Raw genomic sequence first — 20,375 nt, forward strand, 5'->3', positions numbered from 1 at the left:
GCACGGTCCCGCACACGACGAACGGGGTGCGCCCGCAGGCACACCCCGTCGGTGTCGGTCGTCGGCGCCGTCCTACTCCACGGTCACACTCTTGGCGAGGTTGCGGGGCTGGTCGACGTCGTTGCCCTTGGCCAGGGCCAGCTCGCACGCGAACACCTGCATCGGGATCGTCGAGACGATCGGCTGCAGCAGCGTGGGAACCGCCGGGATCTCGATGAGCACGTCCGAGTACGGGCGCACCGCCTCGTCGCCCTTCTCGGCGATCACGATGGTGCGGGCACCACGGGCGCGCACCTCCTGGATGTTGGAGACGATCTTGTCGTGCAGCACGCTGCGGCCCTCGGGGGAGGGGACCACCACGACGACGGGCAGGCCCTCCTCGATCAGCGCGATCGGGCCGTGCTTGAGCTCGCCGGCCGCGAACGCCTCCGCGTGCATGTACGCCAGCTCCTTGAGCTTGAGCGCACCCTCCAGCGCCACCGGGTACCCCACGTGGCGGCCCAGGAACAGCACGGTGCTCGCGTCGGCCAGCGAGTGCGCCAGCTGCTTCACCGGCTCGACGGTCTCCAGCACCTGCTCGACCTGGTCGGGCATGGTGGCCAGCTGGGCGATGACCGCGTTGATCTCGTCGCCGTACTTCAGGCCCCGCACCTGCGCCAGGTACAGGCCGATGAGGTAGCAGGCCGCCAGCTGCGTCAGGAAGGTCTTCGTGGCGGCCACGCCCACCTCGGGCCCGGCGTGGGTGTACAGCACACCATCGGACTCGCGCGGGATCGTGGAGCCGTTGACGTTGCAGATCGCCAGGACCTTGGCGCGCTGCTCACGGGCGTAGCGCACCGCCATCAGGGTGTCCATGCTCTCGCCGGACTGCGAGATGGCGATGACCAGGGTCTGCTGGTCCAGGATCGGGTCCCGGTACCGGAACTCGCTGGCGACCTCGACCTCGCAGGGCACGCGGCACCAGTGCTCGATCGCGTACTTGGCGATCAGGCCCGCGTGGTACGACGTGCCGCACGCGATGATGACGATCTTCTCGACCGTGCGCAGCTCCGCCGGGGTCAGCCGCATCTCGTCGAGGTGGAGTTCCCCGTCGGTGGTGACGCGGCCCAGGAGGGTGTCGGCGACCGCACGCGGCTGCTCGACGATCTCCTTGAGCATGAAGTACTCGTAGCCGCCCTTCTCGGCGGCGGAGGCGTCCCAGTCGACGTGGTACTCGTTGACCTCGGCCGGGTTGCCGTCGTAGTCGGTGACCGTGACGGAGTCGGCGCGCAGCTCCACGACCTGGTCCTGGCCCAGCTCGACGGCGTCACGGGTGTGCGCGATGAAGGCGGCGACGTCGCTGGCGAGGAAGTTCTCGCCCTGCCCGCGGCCCACGACCAGCGGGGAGTTTCGGCGGGCGGCCACGACGAGCTCCGGGTCGTCCACGGAGACCGCGACCAGGGTGAAGGCGCCCTCCAGGCGCTTGCAGGCCTGGCGCATGGCACCGGCGAGGTCGCCGTCACCGCGCTCCTCGAGCACCTTGTTCAGCAGGTGCGAGGCGATCTCGGTGTCGGTCTCGGACAGGAACTTGCAGCCCTGCTCCTCCAGCTCGCTGCGGAGGGCGGAGAAGTTCTCGATGATGCCGTTGTGGACCACCGCGACACGCCGGTCGTTGTCGACGTGGGGGTGGGCGTTCACGTCGTTGGGGGCACCATGGGTGGCCCAACGCGTGTGGCCGATACCGGCTCCCTCGCCCCCGATGGGGTGGTCCTCCAGGGCCTGGCGCAGGTTGGCGAGCTTTCCGGCCCGCTTCTCGGTGCGCAGTGTGCCGTTGTCCAGCACAGCCACACCCGCGGAGTCGTATCCGCGGTACTCCAACCTTGCGAGGCCGTCCACGACGACCTCGAGCGCCGGTTGCGGCCCGACGTAGCCAACGATTCCGCACATGGGCGCCAGCGTAGGCGAGAACGGACGCTGAATCGACCAACCAGTGCTGCATACCACTCGCCATTTTCCCTGGTGGCGGTATAGACCATTTGGTGCATGGAGAATAGGCCGCGCAGGTGGGAAGCGTGGGGAGGTGCAGAGTGCGGTTGTTCCGGGCCTTCTGCGCCGTGAAGAAAAAACTTTCTCCGACCACCGAATGACCCTGTGGTTTCGGACACGTTACCCCGAAGTTGTGGCGCTTGACGGGGGCCGGGCTCCGAGGGTGGTGGGGGTGCTCGTCTAGGGTTGGCGACCGTGTCTCAAGCGACGAAGAACGGCGTCTCCTCGCCGTACGTGGAACTGGACCGGGAGGCCTGGGCGGCCCTCCGAGCCTCCACGCCGCTGTCCCTGACCGAGACCGACCTCGCCGAGCTGCGGGGGACGTCCGACCCCACATCACTGGAGGACGTGCGCGACATCTACCTGCCGCTGTCGCGCCTGCTCAATCTCTACGTCGGTGCCACCCAGCAACGGCACGCCGCCGTGCGTGCGTTCCTGGGCGAGGCCGACCGTCCGGCGCCGTTCGTCATCGGTGTGGCCGGCAGCGTCGCGGTCGGCAAGTCCACGACCGCCCGGCTGCTGCGCTCACTGCTGGCCCAGTGGCCCAACCATCCCCACGTCGAACTCGTCAGTACCGACAACTTCCTCCACCCCAACGCCGTGCTCGAGGCGCGCGGGCTCATGCGCCGCAAGGGGTTCCCCGAGAGTTACGACCGGCGTTCCCTCGTCCGGTTCGTCTCGGAGATGAAGGCCGGGGCCGAACAGCTCGAGATCCCGGTCTACTCGCACCTGCACTACGACATCGTGCAGGGGGAGCGGCAGACCGTCCGCCGCCCCGACATCCTCATCGTCGAGGGCATCAACGTGCTGCAGCCCGCCACCGCCGGGCGCCTCGCGGTGGCCGACTTCTTCGACTTCTCCATCTACGTCGACGCCAAGGTCGGCAACATCCGGAACTGGTACCTCGACCGGTTCCGGGAACTGCGCCGCACGGCCTTCTCCGACCCGCGTTCGTACTTCCACCACATGGCCACGACCACACGCGAGGAGGAGGCGCTGGAGTTCGCCGCGAACACCTGGCGCACCATCAACGAGGTCAACCTGGTCGAGAACATCCAACCCACCCGGGGGCGGGCGACCCTCGTGCTCTACAAGGGCGACGACCACCGGGTGCGCAGGGTGCGGTTGCGCAAGACCTGAGTTCCCGGGAAAGGGGCTGCCGGAGGTGACCGCCCGCGGGTAAGGTGGGTGGCTCTTCCGGCCACCCCTGACCCGGGTGCTGTGCGCTCTGACGATCGGAACGAACCGGGCCCCTGCGGCGACCGGGGCGGGACCCGCGCGCGCGAGCCGGCGCGTCCACGTCCCGCCTACCCTTCGAGGCCGCCATGAGCACGACCGATCCCGCCCGCACGCCCGTTCCCGGTGAAGCACCGGAAACCGGGGAGGGCCCGTCGGCCGACCCCGAGATCCTCGCCGAACGCGCCCACCTGGTTGCCGCGCGCGACGCCCTGCGTGCGATGTACGAGGGCGTGGCCGCCACGACGCTCGTGATGAGCGGCGACGCCAAGGACGAGTTCAACGACGAGGCGGTGTTCCGGAACCGGCTGCGCCGTCTCGCCGAACTGGCCGACATCCCCGACGCGCCCCTGTTCTTCGGCCGGATGGACTTCGACCCCGGCACCGTCTTCCTGGACGACGAGGAGGGCGGCGAAGGTGCCGCACGGGCCGCCGAGGGGCCCGACCGGGTGCACATCGGCCGCCGACACGTGCACGACCCGGCCGGGCGCCCCATGGTCCTGGACTGGCGCGCGCCCATCAGCGTCGCCTACTACCGGGCCACCCCGAGCGACCGGATGCGTGTGCTGTCGCGCCGGCGGTACGGGTTCACGACCGTTCCGACCGGTCCCGACACGTCGGAGGCCGTGCTCACCGCGTACGAGGACGAACCCCTCACGGTCAGCGAGGAGGAGGCGGAGGAGCGCACCAGCGAACTCCTCGCCAGCGAGATCGAACGGCCCAGGTCCGGGCCGATGCGCGACATCGTGGCCACCATCCAGCCCGAGCAGGACGACCTCGTGCGCGCTCCGCTGTCCACGACCCTGTGCGTGCAGGGGGCGCCCGGGACCGGGAAGACCGCGGTGGGGCTGCACCGCGTCGCGTTCCTGCTGTACACCGAACGCGAACGCCTGTCGCGCAGCGGGGTGTCGATCGTGGGGCCGAACCGGTCGTTCCTGTCCTACATCCGCAACGTGCTGCCCGCGCTCGGCGAGGTCGACGTCGGGCAGACCACCGTCGAGGAGATGGTGGAGGCCGGGCTCCCGGAGCGTTCCCGCCCGAACACCGGATGGGTGCGGCGCACGGAGACCTCGGAGGCCGCCCGGCTCAAGGGCGACGCCCGGATGGCGGAGGTGCTTCGCCGGGACCTGTGGTCGCACCTGCGCCCGCCGGAGGAGGCCCTCGTGGTGCAGGAGGGGTCGCGGCGGTGGCGCCTGTACCCGGAGGACCTGCGGCCGCTGCTGGACGAGCTCGCCGGGCGCGGGGTCTCCTACGGCGCCGGGCGCGACCTGTTGGCGCACCGCATCGCACACGCGGTCCTGTCGCTGATGGAGTCCGAGGGGCACGCCTGCGACGACCGCACGCACGAGCGGGTGCGGCGCGACCCGGCCGTGCGCCGCGCCGTGACCGCGATGTGGCCCAAGGTGGACCCGCTCAAGCTGGTCCTGGGCCTGCTCACCGACCCCGAGCGGCTGGCGCGGGCCGGGGAGGGCCTCCTCGACCCGGAGGAACAGGAGCTGCTGCCGCTGCCCGGGAAGCCGCGCGGGCCCAAGTCCGCCCGGTGGTCGCGCGAGGACCTGGTGCTGGTCGACGAGGCGGCGTCGCTGGTCGAACGCACGGGCGGGCTGGGGCACATCGTGGTGGACGAGGCCCAGGACCTCAGCCCGATGCAGTGCCGCGCCGTCGGGCGCAGGGGAGCCGGCGGGTCGTTCACGGTGCTCGGCGACGTGGCGCAGGGGACCTCTCCGGGTGCGACGCGGAACTGGTCCACGCTGTTGGAGCACCTGGGCAGGCCGACCGGCCACCTGAGCGTGCTCGACCGGGGGTACCGCGTTCCCGCGCAGATCATCGACTTCGCCGCGCGCCTGCTGCCCACGATCGCGCCGGGGTTGGGCGCCCCGGTGGCGGTGCGCCGCGCGCCGGGTGCGCTGCGGGTGACGCCGGTCCCCGAGGGCCCCGGCGGCCCCGACGTGCTGGCCGGGCCCGTCGCCGATGCCTGCCGCACCGCGCTGGGAGGTCAGGGTTCCGTGGGCCTGATCGCGGCCGACGCGGACCTGCCGGGGCTGTGCGCCGCCCTCGCCGACCGGGGGCTGGAGGTGCCCGTGCTCGGCGAGGGTGACACGGATCTGGACTCCGCGCGCCTGATCGCGGTCCCCGCGAGCCTGGCCAAGGGTCTGGAGTTCGACGCGGTCGTGGTCGCCGAACCCGCCGCGATCGTCGACTCCGAGGCGCGGGGGCGCAACCGCCTGTACGTGGTGCTGACGCGCGCGGTGAGCACCCTGCACGTGGTGCACGCGCGCCCGCTGCCCGACGAACTCACCTGACCCCGGGGCGCTCAGGGCCCGAGGACCGCCCCGTGCGCGGACCAAGTCCGTTCCGCGCCCAGGACCTGAGGGACGCCCCGTGCGGTGCGCGAGCGCCGGCGAGTGCACCGCACGGAGCGGGGCCCGGGGCCTCGGCCCACCTGGAACGGGCACGGTTCCGGTTCTGCCGGGCGTGTGTTCTCGCCCTGCCTCGGGTATTCGTCGGTGCTCTCACCCGAGCGGAGCGGTAGTGGTGGCGGCGTGCGGTCAACTGGCCGGGGCGTAGCGGGCACGATGCGTGAGCTGCGTGGAGGACGCAGAAAGAAGCCCCCGCGGGGCGGGGGCTTCCGGGCCGTCCCGGGTCAGCGGGCGGTGGCGCGGGTGCGCACCGCGGTGCGCTTCCACGGGCCGGGGAGCACACCCGCGGTGACCAGCCACAGGGCGACCGTGATCAGGTGGAAGCGCTCCAGCAGGCCCAGGGCCACACCGGGTGCGCCGTCGCCGGAGGAGGCGAGCAGCACCGACGCCGTCACCAGGACGATCTTGGCCGCGGCCAACTGCAGGACCGCGACGGCCACCACGAAACCGCGCGCGTGGTCGTCGGCGAACCAGCGGTCCACGGCCAGCGCCACCACCGCGACCAGCGCCGCGAGCACCGCCACGACCGCCATCAGCGCCTGCGCCACGCTCGCACCGGCCACACCCTCGGCCAGCGCCTCGCTCACGCACGACACGTCCGTGGAGACCACGCACGGGCCGGCGAACAGCGTCGTGGCCAGCGAGGCCAGCCCGAACACCGCCATCGCCACCCACGAGACGGTCAGCGCGCGCCCGTGCCCGCGTGCGCCCAGAGTCAGGCCCAGCACGGACGCGACCAGCACCAGGATCGCCGCGGTCCGGTGTGCGCTCTCCAGCACGATCTCGAGGGTGGAACCGGGGAGGGCGAGTGCACCCTGCGTGGCGGCCCCGCCCGGGACCACGACCTCGAGCACCCAGAAGCTGTAGGCGATGGCCGCGGCCACGGCGGCGACGCGCCCGTCTCGGTAGTCCCAGTGAAGCCGGCCGGTGTTCGGCATCCGTGCCCCCCGTGTCCACGGTTCGCTTGCGGGGATGAGACGGCGTCCAGGGCCGTCCGGTTCCCACATCGACGTCCTTCCCGCCCTCGTAGACCTCCAGTCCGTCCTACACCAGCGCGGACCTCACCCCCCGGACGGACTCGATTCCGGGGCCCGGCCGGCCGGGAGGGAACCCCTGTGCACCGACTCGCGTCACCACTGTTATCCACGGGTGTGTGTTCGCGCGGCATGATCGTGAGGCGGCCCGCGGACGCCCGGGCACGTGAGGAACCGACCAGAAAGGCACACGATGGACGGCGCAACCCCGACGCGCTGGGTGATCGTGGGGGTGGACGGCAGCGACTCCAGCCGTCACGCCCTGGAGTGGTCGGCCCACCAGGCCTCCCTGCGCGGGCTGGGCATCCGCATCGTCGCCGCGTCCGGACCCCTGGCGTCGGTCGGGGTCTTCGGACGCAACACCCGCGCCGAACCCTGGTCCGACGAGCAGGAGGAGATCGGCGGCGCCGACCGCCTCCTGGACTACGCCGCCGACTGGGTCGGCCGCCTCTTCCCGGAGCTCGAGGTCCGCACGACCCTGTCGCACGAGCGCCCCGTCGAGGCGCTGCTCGCCGAGACCGGCGTCGAGGGCGCTGCGGTGGTCGTCATCGGTTCCCGCGGACTGAGCGCGGTCGTGGCGGCGTTCGTGGGCTCGGTGGGCATCGAGCTCGCGGCGCGTTCGCCCATCCCGGTGGTGGTCCTGCCGCACCAGCACGCCGCCGCGCACGGGGTGCGCAGCCGGATCATCGTCGGCGTGGACGGTTCCGAGCCCAGCCGGCGCGCGCTCTCCTTCGCCTTCGACCAGGCCGACTTCGCCGGGGCGGAGCTCGTCGCGGTGAGTGCCTGGCAGCCCCTGGTGGCGTTCGCGGCCGCCACCGGTCCGATCCCGCCGGAGCTCTTCGACGACGCCACCGCGGCCGAGGCGGCGCGCCAGGCCCTGGAGGAGGAGCTCCACGAACCCTCCCTGGCCCACCCCGGTGTGCCCGTGTCACGACGTGTGGTGCGTTCACACCCGGTCGTCGCACTGTTGGAGGAGGCCACCCCGGCCGACCTCGTGGTGGTCGGATCCCGGGGGCGCGGGGGCTTCCGCGGCCTGTTGCTGGGATCGGTGAGCCACTCGGTCCTGCACGGCGCCCGCGGCCCGGTGGCGATCCTGCGCTGACCGGAGGGCCTGCCACACCGTCGTTCCAGGCCGCCCCGGGGGTCGGTGCGCAGAGGTCTAGTCCGCCCCGGCGCCCCGCCCGTGACTGTCGTGTGACCAACAGCACGGGCCTCCGTTGCTGGTGGGGCTCCTGCCCGCAGTGCAGGGAAAACCCGTGCTCAGCAGTGCCGCGGCGACCCCTGTGAAAACGTGTTCCGCCGTCCCACTCGACACCCGGATCCCCTTGCTGTGCAGCGGTTTCCGGCGCGTCGACTGGACTGCTTTAGACCACTGGCCTATACCAATTGGTCACTGTGCCCGATCGTCGTTCATGATGCGAGAGATCTCGTCATTCAAAGAGGAGCCGCTGTGACTGCTGACGTGGGGACCGACGTGGGCGCCGCCCCGACCAAACACGAGGAACTCGTTTCGTGGGTTCGTGAGATCGCCGAACTCACCCAGCCCGACGAGGTCGTGTGGTGCGACGGCTCCGAGGAGGAGTGGACCCGGCTCACCGACCTCCTGGTCGAGCAGGGCACCTTCAAGCGCCTGAACCCCGAGAAGCGCCCCAACAGCTTCTACGCCACCTCGGACCCGACCGACGTCGCCCGGGTGGAGGACCGCACCTTCATCTGCTCCGAGCGCGAGCAGGACGCCGGCCCGACCAACAACTGGGTCGCCCCGGACGAGATGCGCGCCACCTTCGGCGAGGTCTTCAAGGGCGCCATGCGCGGCCGGACGATGTACGTCGTCCCGTTCTGCATGGGTCCCCTGGGCGGCGACATCTCGCAGCTCGGTGTCGAGATCACCGACTCGCCCTACGTCGTGGTCTCCATGCGGATCATGGCGCGCATGGGTTCGGAGGCGCTGCGCCTGATCGAGGAGCGCGGCGACTTCGTCAAGGCCGTGCACTCCGTCGGCGCCCCGCTCGGGCCCGGCCAGCAGGACGTGCCGTGGCCCTGCAACCCCACCAAGTACATCTCGCACTTCCCCGAGAGCCGCGAGATCTGGTCCTACGGCTCCGGCTACGGCGGCAACGCCCTGCTCGGCAAGAAGTGCTACGCGCTGCGCATCGCCTCGGTGATGGCCCGTGACGAGGGCTGGCTCGCCGAGCACATGCTGATCCTCAAGGTCACCTCGCCCGAGGGCAAGTCGCACTACATCGCCGCCGCCTTCCCGAGCGCCTGCGGCAAGACCAACCTCGCGATGCTCCAGCCCACCATCCCGGGTTGGAAGGTCGAGACCGTCGGTGACGACATCGCGTGGATGCGTTTCGACGACGAGGGCCAGCTGCGCGCGATCAACCCCGAGGCCGGCTTCTTCGGTGTCGCGCCCGGCACCGGCGCCAAGACCAACGCCAACGCGGTCGAGACCCTCTGGGGCAACAGCATCTTCACCAACGTCGCCCTCACCGAGGACGGCGACGTGTGGTGGGAGGGCCTCACCGAGGAGCCCCCGGCCGGTCTGACCGACTGGAAGGGCCGCCCCTGGACCCCCGGGTCCGGCGAGCCCGCCGCCCACCCGAACTCCCGCTTCACCACCCCGGCCGGGCAGGCGCCGACCATCGCCCCCGAGTGGGAGGACCCCGCGGGCGTCCCGATCTCCGCGATCCTCTTCGGCGGCCGCCGCGCCACCGCAGTGCCGCTGGTCACCGAGTCCTTCGACTGGCAGCAGGGTGTCTACCTGGGCGCCAACGTCTCCTCCGAGAAGACCGCCGCCCAGGAGGGTTCGGTCGGCGAGCTGCGCCGGGACCCGTTCGCGATGCTGCCCTTCTGCGGCTACAACATGGGCGACTACTTCGCCCACTGGGTGAGCCTCGGCCAGAAGGCCGACGCCGCCAAGCTGCCGACGATCTACTACGTCAACTGGTTCAAGAAGGACGACAACGGCCGCATCGTCTGGCCCGGGTTCGGCGAGAACAGCCGCGTCATCAAGTGGATCGTCGAGCGCCTCGAGGGCCAGGCCGAGGCCGTCGAGACCCCGATCGGCCGCGTCCCCACCGCCGACGGCATCGACACCGAGGGCCTGGACTTCTCCGCTGACGACATGGAGTTCGTCCTCGACGTGGACCGTGAGATCTGGAAGCAGGAGGCCGCCCTGGTCCCCGAGTTCTTCAAGACCTTCGGCGACCACCTGCCCAGCGAGCTCTGGGACGAGTACCACGCCCTGCTCGACCGCCTCGGCAAGTAGCGGTCGGTAGAGGTTTCCCGGGCCGGTCCACCTTCCGCGCAACGGACCGGCCCAGTGAGAGGGGGCGCGGGCACCACGGTGCCCGCGCCCCCTCCGTCGTGTCCGGGCAACGCAGTGTGTACCTATGGGACCGTGTGTACCATCGGTACATGAGTGAGATGCAGGTGGAGTCCATCCGCCAGGTCAGAGACCACATCGCTGACGTCGTCGACCGTGCCGACCGGGACGACGAGCCCACGGTCATCACCCGCCGTGGCAAGGAGATCGCCGCCGTGGTGCCGATCGAGATGCTCCGCCATTACCAGCGCCTCGAGGAGCAGGAGATCATCGGCCTGGTGAAGGAACGAATGGCCAGTGACGAGCCCGGTATCCCCATGGAGGACGTCATGGCCGAGGTGTTGGCGGAGGACGGTTGAGTTACCGGACGGTCTTTCGGCCCGAGGCCCGGGCGGAGCTTCGCAAGCTGCCCAAGAACGTGGCCATGAAGGTGTTCCGCAAACTCACCGAACTCGAGAGCGACCCCTGGGCGTTCGGTACCACTGCTCTCGTGGGTGCCCCCGAGGTACGGCGGGTGCGTGTGGCCGATTATCGAGTGATCTACACCGTGGAACAGGGACGCCTGATCATCTGGGTACTGCACGTGGGGCACCGCTCCGACATCTACGACTGATCTTGGTCAGGGTGCGTGCAGGCGGAGGACGGCGTGCTCGGCCCACTCCGGCGGGCGCGTCAGGCGGGAGACGGCGATCATCGTCGTGAACGCCAACGGGATGGTCCACGCCGCGGGCTGGGCGAGTAGCACGTCGAACCACCCGCCGGGCGTGGGCAGCAGCACCGACCACCCGACGGCCCCGGTCGCCGTCACGGCCCCCACGATCAGCCCGGTCGCCGCTCCGGGCAGGGTGAGGCGCCGCCACCAGATCCCGAGCACCAGCAGAGGGCAGAACGTCGAGGCCGCCACCGTGAACGCCCACACCACGAGCACGTTGATGTCGGTCATCTGCGCGGGCAGCGCCAACAGCACCGCCACACACGCACCCACCACCACACCTAGCCGCAACCGGGGCACACTGCTCCGGAACAGGTCGTGCGACAGGCCCCCGGCCAGGGCCAGCAGCAGCCCCGACGACGTCGACAGGAACGCCCCGAACGCACCCGTCGCCACCAGCGCCGTCAGGAACGTCCCCACCGACCCCGACACCGCGTGGTCGGGCAGCACCACGGCGACGGTGTCGGTGCCCTGCAACAGCACCAGCTCCGGGGTCAGCACCCGCCCGAGCAGCCCGTACACCGTCGGGAACAGGTAGAACAGCCCCAGGAGCGCGATCACCCCCACCGCGACCCGGCGCGCCACCCGCGCCGTCGGGCTCGTGTGGAACCGCATGATGACGTGCGGCAGCCCCATACAGCCGAACGTGATGGCCAGCAGCGTCGACCACGTCTCGAACAGCGGGTACCCGCCCTGGTTGAGCAGGGGCGTGCTCCACCGTTCCCCGCCCAGCTCGGGCAGGCCCTCCGGCCGCGGTACCTGCGCGCCTTCGGGGAAGACGTACTCGGTCCCCTCGGCGACGGTGTGCGAGCCCTCGTCGAGGACGACCTCCTCCCCGGAGGTGTCGGTGACGGTGACCGGCTCGTCCAGGGTGAACCGGGTGTCGACGGCGAACTCCACCGGGATCGTGTCGGGGAAGTGGGTGCCCCACTCCGGGTGCAGCACCTCCGAGCGGGTGTCGGGACCGGCGTGTGCGACCAGATAGATCGCGGGCACGGCGATGAAGATCAGCTTGACCACGTAGTGGAACGCCTGCACGTAGGTGGCCGAGCGCATCCCCCCTGCCGCGATCGAGCCGCTGACCACCAGCCCGGCGAGCACGACACCGACCCAGTACGGGGTTCCGCTGACCAGGCTCAGGACCACCCCGGCGCCCTTGAACTGCGGCACCAGGTACAACAGCATGATCACCAGCACCACGCAGCCGCACAGTTTGCGCAGGCGGGGCGCGCCCAACCGGTACTCGGCGAAGTCGGGGACCGTGTAGGCACCGGAACGCCGCATCGGGCCGGCCACCAGCGCCACGACCGCGACGTACCCGGCGGTGAACCCGACCGCGTACCAGATGGTCCCCAGGCCGTTCTTGAGCAGCAGCCCGGCCAGCCCCAGCACGGAGGCGGCCGACAGGTACTCGCCCGCTATGGCCAGCGCGTTCCAGTTGGGGGAGACCCGGCGGGAGGCGACCAGGAAGTCCGAGGCCGACCGGGCCGCGCGCACGCCGTAGATGCCGACGACCAGGCTGATGATCAGCAGCAGCCCTATCGCCACCACCGAGGTCATGGCCGCTCGCCCCGGTCCGGTGCCGTGGGGACGGCCCCGTTCCGTTCGCGTTCGGCGCGCTCCTCGACCCGCTCGGCCGAGCGCATGTGCCAGAGCGCGAGCCCGAACAGCAGCGGGTACAGGCCGGCCGTCAGCAGCAGCCAGGACAGCGGGACCTGCGCCACCCGCACGTCACTCAGCTGCGGGAAGGCTGCGAACGCACCGCTCACCCCGAACAGCAGCACCGACAGCAGGACGACCGTGCGCACCGCCCTGCGCCGCTGGGCCCGGAACAGCCGCCGCGCCGCCTCGGTGTCCACCGGCTCCGGGATCGGCAGCAGGTGCTGGGCCGGCCGGTTACCGCGGGCCAGCGCGACCCGGGTCTGCGGGCTGGTGAGCTTCTCGCGGCGCGGGCTCATGAGGCCTGCCGCGGGTCGTGCTCACCGTCCCTGGGCCTGGCCGCGCGCCCCAGCTGGTCCCGCTTGGCCGCCTCCAGGAGCTGTTGGCGCAGGTGGCGTCCGTGGCGGCGGCTCACGGGGACGTCACCGGCCGGGGTTCCGGCGACCAGCCCGGAGGACGAGGTCACCCGCAGGTCCCGCACCCAGGGGATGGCGATGAGGTATCCCCGGTGCACCCGCACGAACCCGGCCGAGGACCACACCTCCTCCAGGTACGACAGCGGGAGCCGGATCAGGTGGCCGCCCTCCGCGGTGTGCAGTCGCACGTAGTCGCCCTGGGCCTCCACGAACTGCACCTCGTCGCGCTTGACGAAGACCGTGCGCCGGCCGGTGTCGATCTGCACCACGTGCAGGTCCTCGGCGGGGGAGCCCCCGTTCTCCGGACGCCGCAGCTGGGCGATGCGTCCCACCGACTCGGCCAGGCGCTCGGGGCGGATGGGTTTGAGCAGGTAGTCGACGGCGCCGATCCCGAAGGCCTCCACGGCGTGTGCCTCGGAGGCGGTCACGAACACGATCGAGGGCGGCTCGGACAGCACGCTCAGCACACGCGCCACGTCCATGCCGTCCAGACCGGGCATGAGGATGTCGAGGAAGGCCGCGTCGATGGTGGTCGTGCCGAGCAGCCGCACCGCCTCAGCCCCGTTGCCGACCGAGTGCACCTCGGCGACCTCGGGCATGTCCGCCAGCAGCGCGGCCATCTCCGCGCGGGTCGACGACTCGTCCTCCACGACCAGAACTCGGAGCTCACCGCTCACTGGGCCACCACCCCCCGCATGAATCTGGGAATCCGCACGGTCACCTTGGTCCCTTCACCGAGGCCCGTCTCGATCACCAGACCGTACTCCGGCCCGTACACGGCCCGGAGACGCTGGTCCACGTTGGCCAGCCCCACGCCCTGCGCCTCGGGGCCGGTGCCGGCGAGCAGCGACCGTGCGAGGTCCGGGTGCATGCCGACCCCGTCGTCCTCGATCTCGATGACACACAGCGGGCCCTCACCGTATCCGGAGACCCCGATGTGGCCCTGCCCCTCCTTGCGTTCCAACCCGTGCCGGACCGCGTTCTCCACTATGGGCTGCACGACCAGGAACGGGATCGCGACCGGCAGGACCTCCGGCGCCATGCGCACGGTGATGTCGAGGCGGTCGTGGAACCGGGCGCGCTGGAGTTCCAGGTAGGTCTGCACGGCCTCGAGCTCGTCGGCGACGGTGGCGTAGTCGCCCTTCTCCGAGAACCCGTAGCGCAGGTAGTCGGCGAAGTCCGACAGCAGGTGGCGGGCCCGATCGGGGTCGGTACGCACCAGGGCGGAGATGACCGCGAGCGCGTTGTGCACGAAATGGGGGGAGATCTGTGCGCGCAGGGTCCGCAGGTTGGCGGAGGCGATGCGGGCGCGCGCACGGCGCAGGGCCGCGTGGTCGAGGCAGTCCGAGACCAGGGACGCGGCGGCCTCCACGTCGGCCTCGGCGGGCTCTCCGGTGGCCAGGAGCGCGCCGGAGAGGTCGTCGGCCACGGTGAGGGGGCACGCGTAGAGCTCGGTACCGTCCGACAGCCGGGTCCGGGCGCAGCCGCCGTACTCGAAGACCTGGGAGAGCACCGCCTGCACATCGTCCGCGGTGAGCCTGCGCCCGTGGGAGGAGACGGTTCCGTCGAGGTCGGCGAGCACGATGCCGTCCACGCCCAGCATCCTGCGCAGGCGCTTGGCGGCGGTCCCCACGCCCCGGCCGTGCAGTCCGTCGCGCAGGTCGAGCCCGAGCGCGTGCACCTGGCGCATCAACTCGGCGCTCGCCCGCAGGTCGGAAGAGGCCGGGCGCCGGGCGGGGATGATCCGCGACAGCCACCGATTCGACACGAAACGACCCTATCCCAGCGGTGTGTGTCGCCGATCACGCGTGGATCACCTTTCGGTTCGGACCGGGAACAGGGGCGGGCCGCATCCGATCGGGGGTGCGGCCGGGCCCGCACGCCCCCGGAGGGGAGGGGACGGCGGGCCCGGGGCGGGCACGGGCACCGGCGGCGGCCGGACGGTAGCCGGCACCGGGCCCGTGCAGGGAGCGGGCCCTAGTGGTCGGGGGCCTTCTCCGCGCCCGCACCGGTGAGGGCGCGGACCTGGAGCATCGCGAACTTCTCGAAGTCGCGTTCCTTGGACATGTAGGTGCCGACCACCGCGCACAGAAGGCTGATCGGGACCGACACCAGGGCCGGGTTCGGCAGCGGGAACCAGGCGAAATCGGCCTCCGGGAACAGGGCGGTCTCGGACCCGGACACGACGGGCGAGAAGAACACCAGGCCGACCGCGCTGATGAGGCCGCCGTAGATCCCCGCGAGTGCACCGGCCGTGTTGAATCGCTTCCAGAACAGGCTCAACAACAGCGTCGGCAGGTTGGCCGAGGCCGCCATGGCGAAGGCCAGGGAGACCAGGAACGCCACGTTGAGGTTCTGGGCGAAGACCGCGAGCACGATCGCGCTGATGCCGACACCGAACGCGGCGATCTTGGCGAACCGCACCTCCTGAGCACCGGTGGCCTTCCCCCGGCGCAGGACCGAGTTGTAGAAGTCGTGCGCCAGGGAGGAGGACGACGCGATGACCAGACCGGCCACCGTGGAGAGGATCGCTGCGAACGCCGCAGAGGCGATGACGGCCAGGAGTACGGCGCCGGCCATCTCGCCGCCGAGGCTCTGGCCGACGGTCTGTGCCAGCTGGGGCGCCGCCGTGTTGCCCGCGGCGTCCTGGTTGCTGATCGCCTCGTGTCCCACCAGGGCGGCGGCGCCGAAGCCCAGGACCAGGGTGAGCAGGTAGAAGACGCCGATGAGCCCGATGCCCCAGTTGACCGACTTCCGCGCACTCTGTGAGTCGGGGACGGTGTAGAAGCGGATGAGGATGTGGGGCAGGCCCGCTGTCCCCAGCACCAGCGCCATGCCGAGGCTGATGAGGTCCAGCTTGTTCCACAGGGTCTGCAGGGGATCGCCGGCGACCTCGACGCCGTACATGAGACCGGGCTCGAGGAAGGCTCTGCCCTCACCGCTGGCCCGTGCGGCGTCCTCCATGAGAGCGCCGAAGTTGAAACCGTACAGCGCCAGGGTCAGCAGCGTGAGCAGAGCGGCGCCGCCCAGCAGAATGACGGCCTTGACGATCTGGACCCAGGTGGTGCCCTTCATGCCGCCGAAGGCGACGTAGATCGTCATGAGGAGGCCGATGACCACGATGCCGACGATCTTCGCGGTGTCGGCATCCATGCCCAAGAAGGTCTCCCCGGGCTGGATCCCCAGGAGCAGGGCGATCAGGGCTCCGGCGCCGACCATCTGCGCCAGGAGGTAGAAGATGGAGACCACCACGGTGGAGAGCGCGGCGGCTGTCCGTACCGGTCGCTGGTTCATCCGGTAGGAGAGCACGTCGCCCATGGTGTAGCGGCCCGAGTTCCTCAGGAGCTCGGCCACGAGCAGGAGCGCGACGAGCCAAGCCACGAGGAAGCCGATGGAGTAGAGGAAACCGTCGTAGCCGAAGAGGGCGATGGTTCCCGCGATCCCCAGGAACGACGCGGCGGACATGTAGTCACTGCCGATGGCAAGGCCGTTCTGCATCGGTGAGAACGAGCGTCCGCCCGAGTGGAAGTCCGTCGCCGAACGTGTGTTGCGGCTCGCCCAGACCGTGATTCCCAGGGTCGCGGCGACCATGAGGACGAAGAGGGCGATGGTGACGAAGCGGCTGCCCTCGCTGACAGCCTCCTGTGCCAGGATCATCGGCCACCTCCGCCGTTTCCGTTCTGGAGCTCGTCACGGAGCTCGATCGCGTCCCCGTCGAGTTTCTTGCGCGCATAACGCGTGTAGAGGATCGCGATGCCGAACGTCGAGACGAACTGGAGGAGCCCGAACACCAGGGCGACGTTCACGTTGCCGAACAGCACCGTGCCCATGATGTCGCGGCCGAACCCGGACATGAAGACGTACAGCAGGTACCACGCCAAGAAGGCCACACTCATCGGGAAGATGAAGGTGTACAGCTTTCTCTTGAGCGAGACGAAGCGTGGATCGCCGTGCATGGCCACGTAGGCCGAGTCGGGGATCGGTTCGTCGCCTTGCGGTACCGGGTCCGGTGGGGATTCGGGCCCGTTCGGGGGGCTGCCCTCCGACATGGTGATGCCTCCGGGGATCGGTTGGGTGGGATCTGCCAGGAACTGGCTCTGTGATCTGGATTACTCGGCACTGTAAGGAGCAACACCAAGGCGGAGCAGGGGTGACGTGAGGACACGCGCCGAACGCTGGAGGGAAGCGGCGAGCGCACGCCGGGCGTGCGGTGAACGGTCGCCTGCTGCGACGAACGGTCGCCCGGTGGTCGAGGTCTCCACGAGCCCCGGAAGTCCCGTGTTCCGGGGACCGTTGTAGGTTGCGAACGGAGACAACAGAACCCCCGGACGAGGTGCGCCGTACCCGGTCACGACAAGACGGCGCGGACCGTGGATCCGCACATCGTCTTGGAGGTCGTCTTGGCCTGGATCGTTCTTGTCATCTCGGGGCTGCTGGAGGTCGCGTGGGCCGCCGCGCTCAACGCCTCGCAGGGTTTCAGCCGCCTGTGGCCGTCCGTCACCTTCTTCGTCACCCTGGCGCTGAGCATGGGCGGCCTCGCCTACGCGCTGCGCACCATCCCGCTCGGCACGGGGTACGCGATCTGGGTCTCGATCGGCGTCATCGGCACCGCGCTCATCGGCATGTTCATCCTCGGTGAGGGTTTCAGCCTGCCCAAGATGCTGTGCGTGGTCCTGATCGTCTCCGGCGTGGCCGGGCTCAAGCTCCTGAGCTGAGCTCGGCGGGGACCTGCACCCGGTGCGTGGCCGCGTACACGTTCATCGACGACCCGCGCAGGAAGCCCACCAGCGTGATGCCGGCCTCCCGCGCCAGTTCCACCGCGAGGGACGAGGGCGCCGAGACCGCGGTCACCACCGGGATCCCCGCCATCCACGCCTTCTGCACCAGCTCGAAGGAGGCCCGGCCCGACAGCGCCAGCACCGTTCCGCGCAACGGGAGAGCGCCCGTGCGCTGGGCCCAGCCGAGCACCTTGTCGACGGCGTTGTGCCGTCCGACGTCCTCGCGCACCACGAGGGCCCGCCCCTCGGTGTCGAAGAGCCCGGCCGCGTGCAGTCCGCCGGTGCGGTCGAAGACCCGCTGGGACTCGCGGAGCCGGTCGGGCAGGGAGGACAGCAGCGACGGCTCCACCTCGATGGGGTCGCCGTCCACCGGCCACTGCGCACGCGTGCGCACCGCGTCCAGGCTGGCCTTGCCGCACAGCCCGCACGAGGACGTGGTGTAGAAGTTGCGCTCCAGCGAGGTGTCCGGTGCGGGCACGTGCGCGGCCAGGGTCACGTCCACGACGTTGAAGGTGTTGCGGCCGTCCTCGTCGGTGCCGGCGCAGTAGCGCGTGGCCAGCACGTCCTCGGTCGCGGTGATCACGCCCTCGCTCACCAGGAACCCGGCGGCCATGTCGAAGTCGTGGCCCGGGGTGCGCATGGTGACCGTCAGCGGGGACCCGTCGAGCCGGATCTCCAGGGGCTCCTCCACCGCCAGGGTGTCGGGCCGTTCGTCGACCGCGCCGTCCCTGATGCGCAGGACCTTCTGCCGCACCGTGACCCGTCCCACCGAAACCACCGTCCCGTGTGCAGCGTGCTCCGTTCTGGGGACCCACGTTATCCCGGAGGAGAAGCCCGTCGGAACGCCGGGGACGTGCGGGGACCCGGCCACACGAGGGCCGGTGGGCCCTGCCCGGGCGGGCGGGGTCAGGCGCGGTCGAGGATCGCCTCGACCACCCGGCCCACACCGTCCTCTGCGTGCGACGGCGCCCGCAGGAGTCCGGCCGCCGGGTCGGTCAGGGCGGGGTGGGCGTTGGCCATCGCGTAACCCGAACCCGCCCAGGTCAGCGACGACATGTCGTTGGGCATGTCCCCGAAGGCGACGACGTCCTCGGCGGCCACCCCCCATTCCTCGCAGAGCAGCGCCAGCGTGCTGCCCTTGTTCACGCCGGTGGCGCTCAGGTGCAGCAGTGCGTCCTGCCCGGCGAAGGTGATCTCTGCGAGGTCGCCGGCCGCCTCCACCGCGGTGCGGTACATGTCGTCCACCGTGACCTGTGTGGAGCGTGCGAAGAGTTTGGCCACGGGGTCGGCGTGCGCGAGCAGGGCGCCGGGGTCGTCCAGAACGCCCCGCACGAACGCGGGGTCCATCCACGGCTCCAGCTCGTAGGCGCGCTCGCGGAAGAAGTCGCTGCCGGTCTCCACACCGAACCCGACCGAGGGCAGGGCCGCGCTCAGCCGCTCCACGATCTCCGTCCCGGTGGCGCGGTCCAGGGCACGCACCAGCGGGTCGGGGCGGCCCTCGACCCGGGTGTAGGAACCGTTGCCGCACACCACGGCCGAGCAGGGGAACTCACCCGCGTAGCCGATCGCGGTGCGCAGCGGGCGTGCGGTCACCACGACCACACGTACCCCGGCGTTCGCCGCGGTGTGCAGCGCGTGGCGGTTGCGGGCGCTGATGCGGCCCTCGGTGTCGAGGAGGGTGCCGTCCAGGTCTGTGGCGATGACACGGGGAAGGGGCATGTGTCGGATTATGTCGCCTGCCTCTGCCGTGGGGAAGGCCCGGGTGCGGGCGAAACACCGGTGGCGGAGCGCGGCGGCCGGGGGCGTCGGTGTGACAGTTGTTCCATGGCTACGCACAGTGAGCTCCGGGACTTCTGGGAACGCCGCCTCGAGGGTGACTGGACCGCGAGCGGGGTCGGGTACCGGGCGCTCGGGCGGTCCTTCAACACGTGGATGTACCGGGTGCGCCAGGAGGTCTTCCTGCGTGAGCTGTCCCAGATCGCCACCCGCGGGTGCTCGGTGCTCGACGTGGGCAGCGGGACCGGGTTCTACGTGCGCCAGTGGGAACGCCTCGGCGCCTCCGCCGTCACCGGGTGCGACGTCACCGACGCCGCGGTGCAGCGGCTGGCCGACCGGTTTCCCGAGCACCGGTTCGTGCGCCGGGACGCCGCCGACCTCGGCGGGATCGACGCCGACACCTTCGACGCCGTCTCGTGCATGGACATGCTGTTCCACATCACCGACGACGAGCGTTACGGGCGGGCCCTCGCCGAGTTCGCGCGGGTCCTGCGCCCGGGAGGCCTGCTCGTGGTCTCGGAGAACTGCCTCCAGCGCCCCGAGCGGCGCGGTGAGCACCAGGCCGACCGGACCCTGGAGTGGATCACCGCGGCCGCCGACAAGGCCGGGTTCGACGTGCTGCGCCGCGTCCCGATGCTCATGCTCATGAACGCCCAGGTGGACGCGCCGATGCTCTGGCGCAAGGTGTGGGGCGGCGCGCTGCGGGCCGCGACCGTCACCGAATCGACCGGGTGGCTGGCCGGTGCCGCCCTCTACCCGCTGGAACGCCGCCTGGTGAAGGGGCGGCGCGAGAGCCCCACGACCGAGCTCCTCCTGTGCCGGCTGCGGGCCTGAAGCACCCTCATCGCAACGGCTCTGCTCGGCCAACACGAGGAAAAACACGAGGGGCGCCGACCGTGGTCACGGTACGGTTGTCGTTCGAGTTGCCCCGGAAGTCAGGGTTGTGGGGGCCTGTCCCTTCCGGGCGGCGGACGTCTGGAGGGACCTTGCC

18 protein-coding genes and 1 riboswitch are annotated in these 20,375 nt (G+C 70.8%); of the genes, 8 read left to right on the forward strand and 10 right to left on the reverse strand.

Annotated elements, in window-relative coordinates; all coding sequences use genetic code 11:
* Nucleotides 1–72: 72 nt before the first annotated feature.
* Nucleotides 73–1,926, reverse strand: a complete 1,854-nt coding sequence (glmS, locus tag IDM40_RS20960) for a glutamine--fructose-6-phosphate transaminase (isomerizing) (RefSeq protein WP_193123743.1) — start codon at nt 1,924–1,926, stop codon at nt 73–75.
* A gap of 333 nt (nt 1,927–2,259) precedes the next feature.
* On the opposite strand from glmS, the gene coaA reads away from it, so the two are divergent.
* Together coaA and IDM40_RS20970 are read left to right on the forward strand one after the other, a co-directional pair.
* Nucleotides 2,260–3,165, forward strand: a complete 906-nt coding sequence (gene coaA, locus IDM40_RS20965; RefSeq protein WP_328807086.1) for a type I pantothenate kinase — start codon at nt 2,260–2,262, stop codon at nt 3,163–3,165.
* A gap of 185 nt (nt 3,166–3,350) precedes the next feature.
* Nucleotides 3,351–5,564, forward strand: coding sequence for a HelD family protein (locus IDM40_RS20970; RefSeq protein ID WP_193123745.1), 2,214 nt, complete (start codon nt 3,351–3,353; stop codon nt 5,562–5,564).
* Between the two features lie 341 nt (nt 5,565–5,905).
* On the opposite strand, the gene IDM40_RS20975 is transcribed toward IDM40_RS20970, so the two are convergent.
* On the reverse strand, nt 5,906–6,619 hold the full coding sequence (locus IDM40_RS20975) for a DUF998 domain-containing protein (RefSeq protein WP_193123746.1): 714 nt from the start codon (nt 6,617–6,619) through the stop codon (nt 5,906–5,908).
* Nucleotides 6,620–6,908: 289 nt separating this feature from the next.
* Here IDM40_RS20975 and IDM40_RS20980 point away from each other — a divergent pair, with 289 nt between their 5' ends.
* The 4 genes from IDM40_RS20980 to IDM40_RS20995 all read left to right on the forward strand — a co-directional run bounded on the left by IDM40_RS20980 (nt 6,909) and on the right by IDM40_RS20995 (nt 10,656).
* Nucleotides 6,909–7,817 carry a universal stress protein gene (locus IDM40_RS20980; protein WP_193123747.1) on the forward strand — a complete coding sequence of 303 codons (909 nt, stop codon included), beginning with the start codon at nt 6,909–6,911 and terminating at the stop codon, nt 7,815–7,817.
* Between the two features lie 360 nt (nt 7,818–8,177).
* Nucleotides 8,178–9,986 (forward strand): phosphoenolpyruvate carboxykinase (GTP), encoded by a 1,809-nt coding sequence (locus tag IDM40_RS20985; RefSeq protein ID WP_193123800.1) that lies wholly within the window; start codon nt 8,178–8,180, stop codon nt 9,984–9,986.
* A 149-nt stretch (nt 9,987–10,135) separates the two neighbouring features.
* Complete coding sequence (locus IDM40_RS20990) at nt 10,136–10,402, forward strand: type II toxin-antitoxin system prevent-host-death family antitoxin (protein WP_193123748.1); 267 nt, start codon at nt 10,136–10,138, stop codon at nt 10,400–10,402.
* Nucleotides 10,399–10,656, forward strand: a complete 258-nt coding sequence (locus IDM40_RS20995; protein WP_193123749.1) for a type II toxin-antitoxin system RelE family toxin — start codon at nt 10,399–10,401, stop codon at nt 10,654–10,656. The genes IDM40_RS20990 and IDM40_RS20995 overlap by 4 nt, the downstream gene beginning before the upstream one ends.
* A 6-nt stretch (nt 10,657–10,662) precedes the next feature.
* Here the strand turns inward: IDM40_RS20995 and IDM40_RS21000 are convergent, their stop codons facing one another.
* The 6 genes from IDM40_RS21000 to IDM40_RS21025 form a co-directional block, all read right to left on the reverse strand.
* Nucleotides 10,663–12,315, reverse strand: a complete 1,653-nt coding sequence (locus IDM40_RS21000) for a sodium/solute symporter (protein WP_193123750.1) — start codon at nt 12,313–12,315, stop codon at nt 10,663–10,665.
* Complete coding sequence (locus tag IDM40_RS21005) at nt 12,312–12,713, reverse strand: hypothetical protein (protein WP_193123751.1); 402 nt, start codon at nt 12,711–12,713, stop codon at nt 12,312–12,314. The genes IDM40_RS21000 and IDM40_RS21005 overlap by 4 nt, the downstream gene beginning before the upstream one ends.
* On the reverse strand, nt 12,710–13,507 hold the full coding sequence (locus IDM40_RS21010; protein ID WP_193123752.1) for a LytR/AlgR family response regulator transcription factor: 798 nt from the start codon (nt 13,505–13,507) through the stop codon (nt 12,710–12,712). The genes IDM40_RS21005 and IDM40_RS21010 overlap by 4 nt, the downstream gene beginning before the upstream one ends.
* Complete coding sequence (locus IDM40_RS21015; RefSeq protein ID WP_193123801.1) at nt 13,504–14,520, reverse strand: sensor histidine kinase; 1,017 nt, start codon at nt 14,518–14,520, stop codon at nt 13,504–13,506. The genes IDM40_RS21010 and IDM40_RS21015 overlap by 4 nt, the downstream gene beginning before the upstream one ends.
* 287 nt (nt 14,521–14,807) lie before the next feature.
* Complete coding sequence (locus tag IDM40_RS21020; RefSeq protein ID WP_193123753.1) at nt 14,808–16,487, reverse strand: solute symporter family protein; 1,680 nt, start codon at nt 16,485–16,487, stop codon at nt 14,808–14,810.
* Nucleotides 16,484–16,879, reverse strand: coding sequence for a DUF485 domain-containing protein (locus tag IDM40_RS21025; protein WP_193123754.1), 396 nt, complete (start codon nt 16,877–16,879; stop codon nt 16,484–16,486). Before IDM40_RS21025 ends, IDM40_RS21020 begins: the two co-directional genes overlap by 4 nt.
* Nucleotides 16,880–17,136: 257 nt before the next feature.
* A riboswitch (guanidine-III (ykkC-III) riboswitch) is annotated at nt 17,137–17,198 on the forward strand.
* A 32-nt stretch (nt 17,199–17,230) separates the two neighbouring features.
* Between IDM40_RS21025 and IDM40_RS21030 the strand changes: the two genes are divergently transcribed.
* Nucleotides 17,231–17,545, forward strand: a complete 315-nt coding sequence (locus IDM40_RS21030) for a DMT family transporter (protein ID WP_193123755.1) — start codon at nt 17,231–17,233, stop codon at nt 17,543–17,545.
* Here IDM40_RS21030 and fdhD read toward each other — a convergent pair.
* A complete protein-coding gene (gene fdhD / locus IDM40_RS21035) occupies nt 17,529–18,377 on the reverse strand; it encodes a formate dehydrogenase accessory sulfurtransferase FdhD (RefSeq protein WP_193123756.1) in 849 nt (282 codons plus the stop codon). The two genes, IDM40_RS21030 and fdhD, sit on opposite strands and share 17 nt — an antisense overlap.
* 137 nt (nt 18,378–18,514) lie before the next feature.
* Nucleotides 18,515–19,327: an HAD family hydrolase gene (locus IDM40_RS21040; RefSeq protein ID WP_193123757.1), complete on the reverse strand. Its 813-nt coding sequence runs from the start codon at nt 19,325–19,327 to the stop codon at nt 18,515–18,517.
* Nucleotides 19,328–19,432: 105 nt separating this feature from the next.
* Here IDM40_RS21040 and IDM40_RS21045 point away from each other — a divergent pair, with 105 nt between their 5' ends.
* Nucleotides 19,433–20,218: a class I SAM-dependent methyltransferase gene (locus IDM40_RS21045; RefSeq protein ID WP_193123758.1), complete on the forward strand. Its 786-nt coding sequence runs from the start codon at nt 19,433–19,435 to the stop codon at nt 20,216–20,218.
* The last annotated feature ends 157 nt before the right edge of the window (nt 20,219–20,375 follow it).

Origin of the sequence: Nocardiopsis coralli, from assembly GCF_014892575.1 — a bacterium.
GTDB classification, from domain to species: domain Bacteria; phylum Actinomycetota; class Actinomycetes; order Streptosporangiales; family Streptosporangiaceae; genus Nocardiopsis; species Nocardiopsis coralli.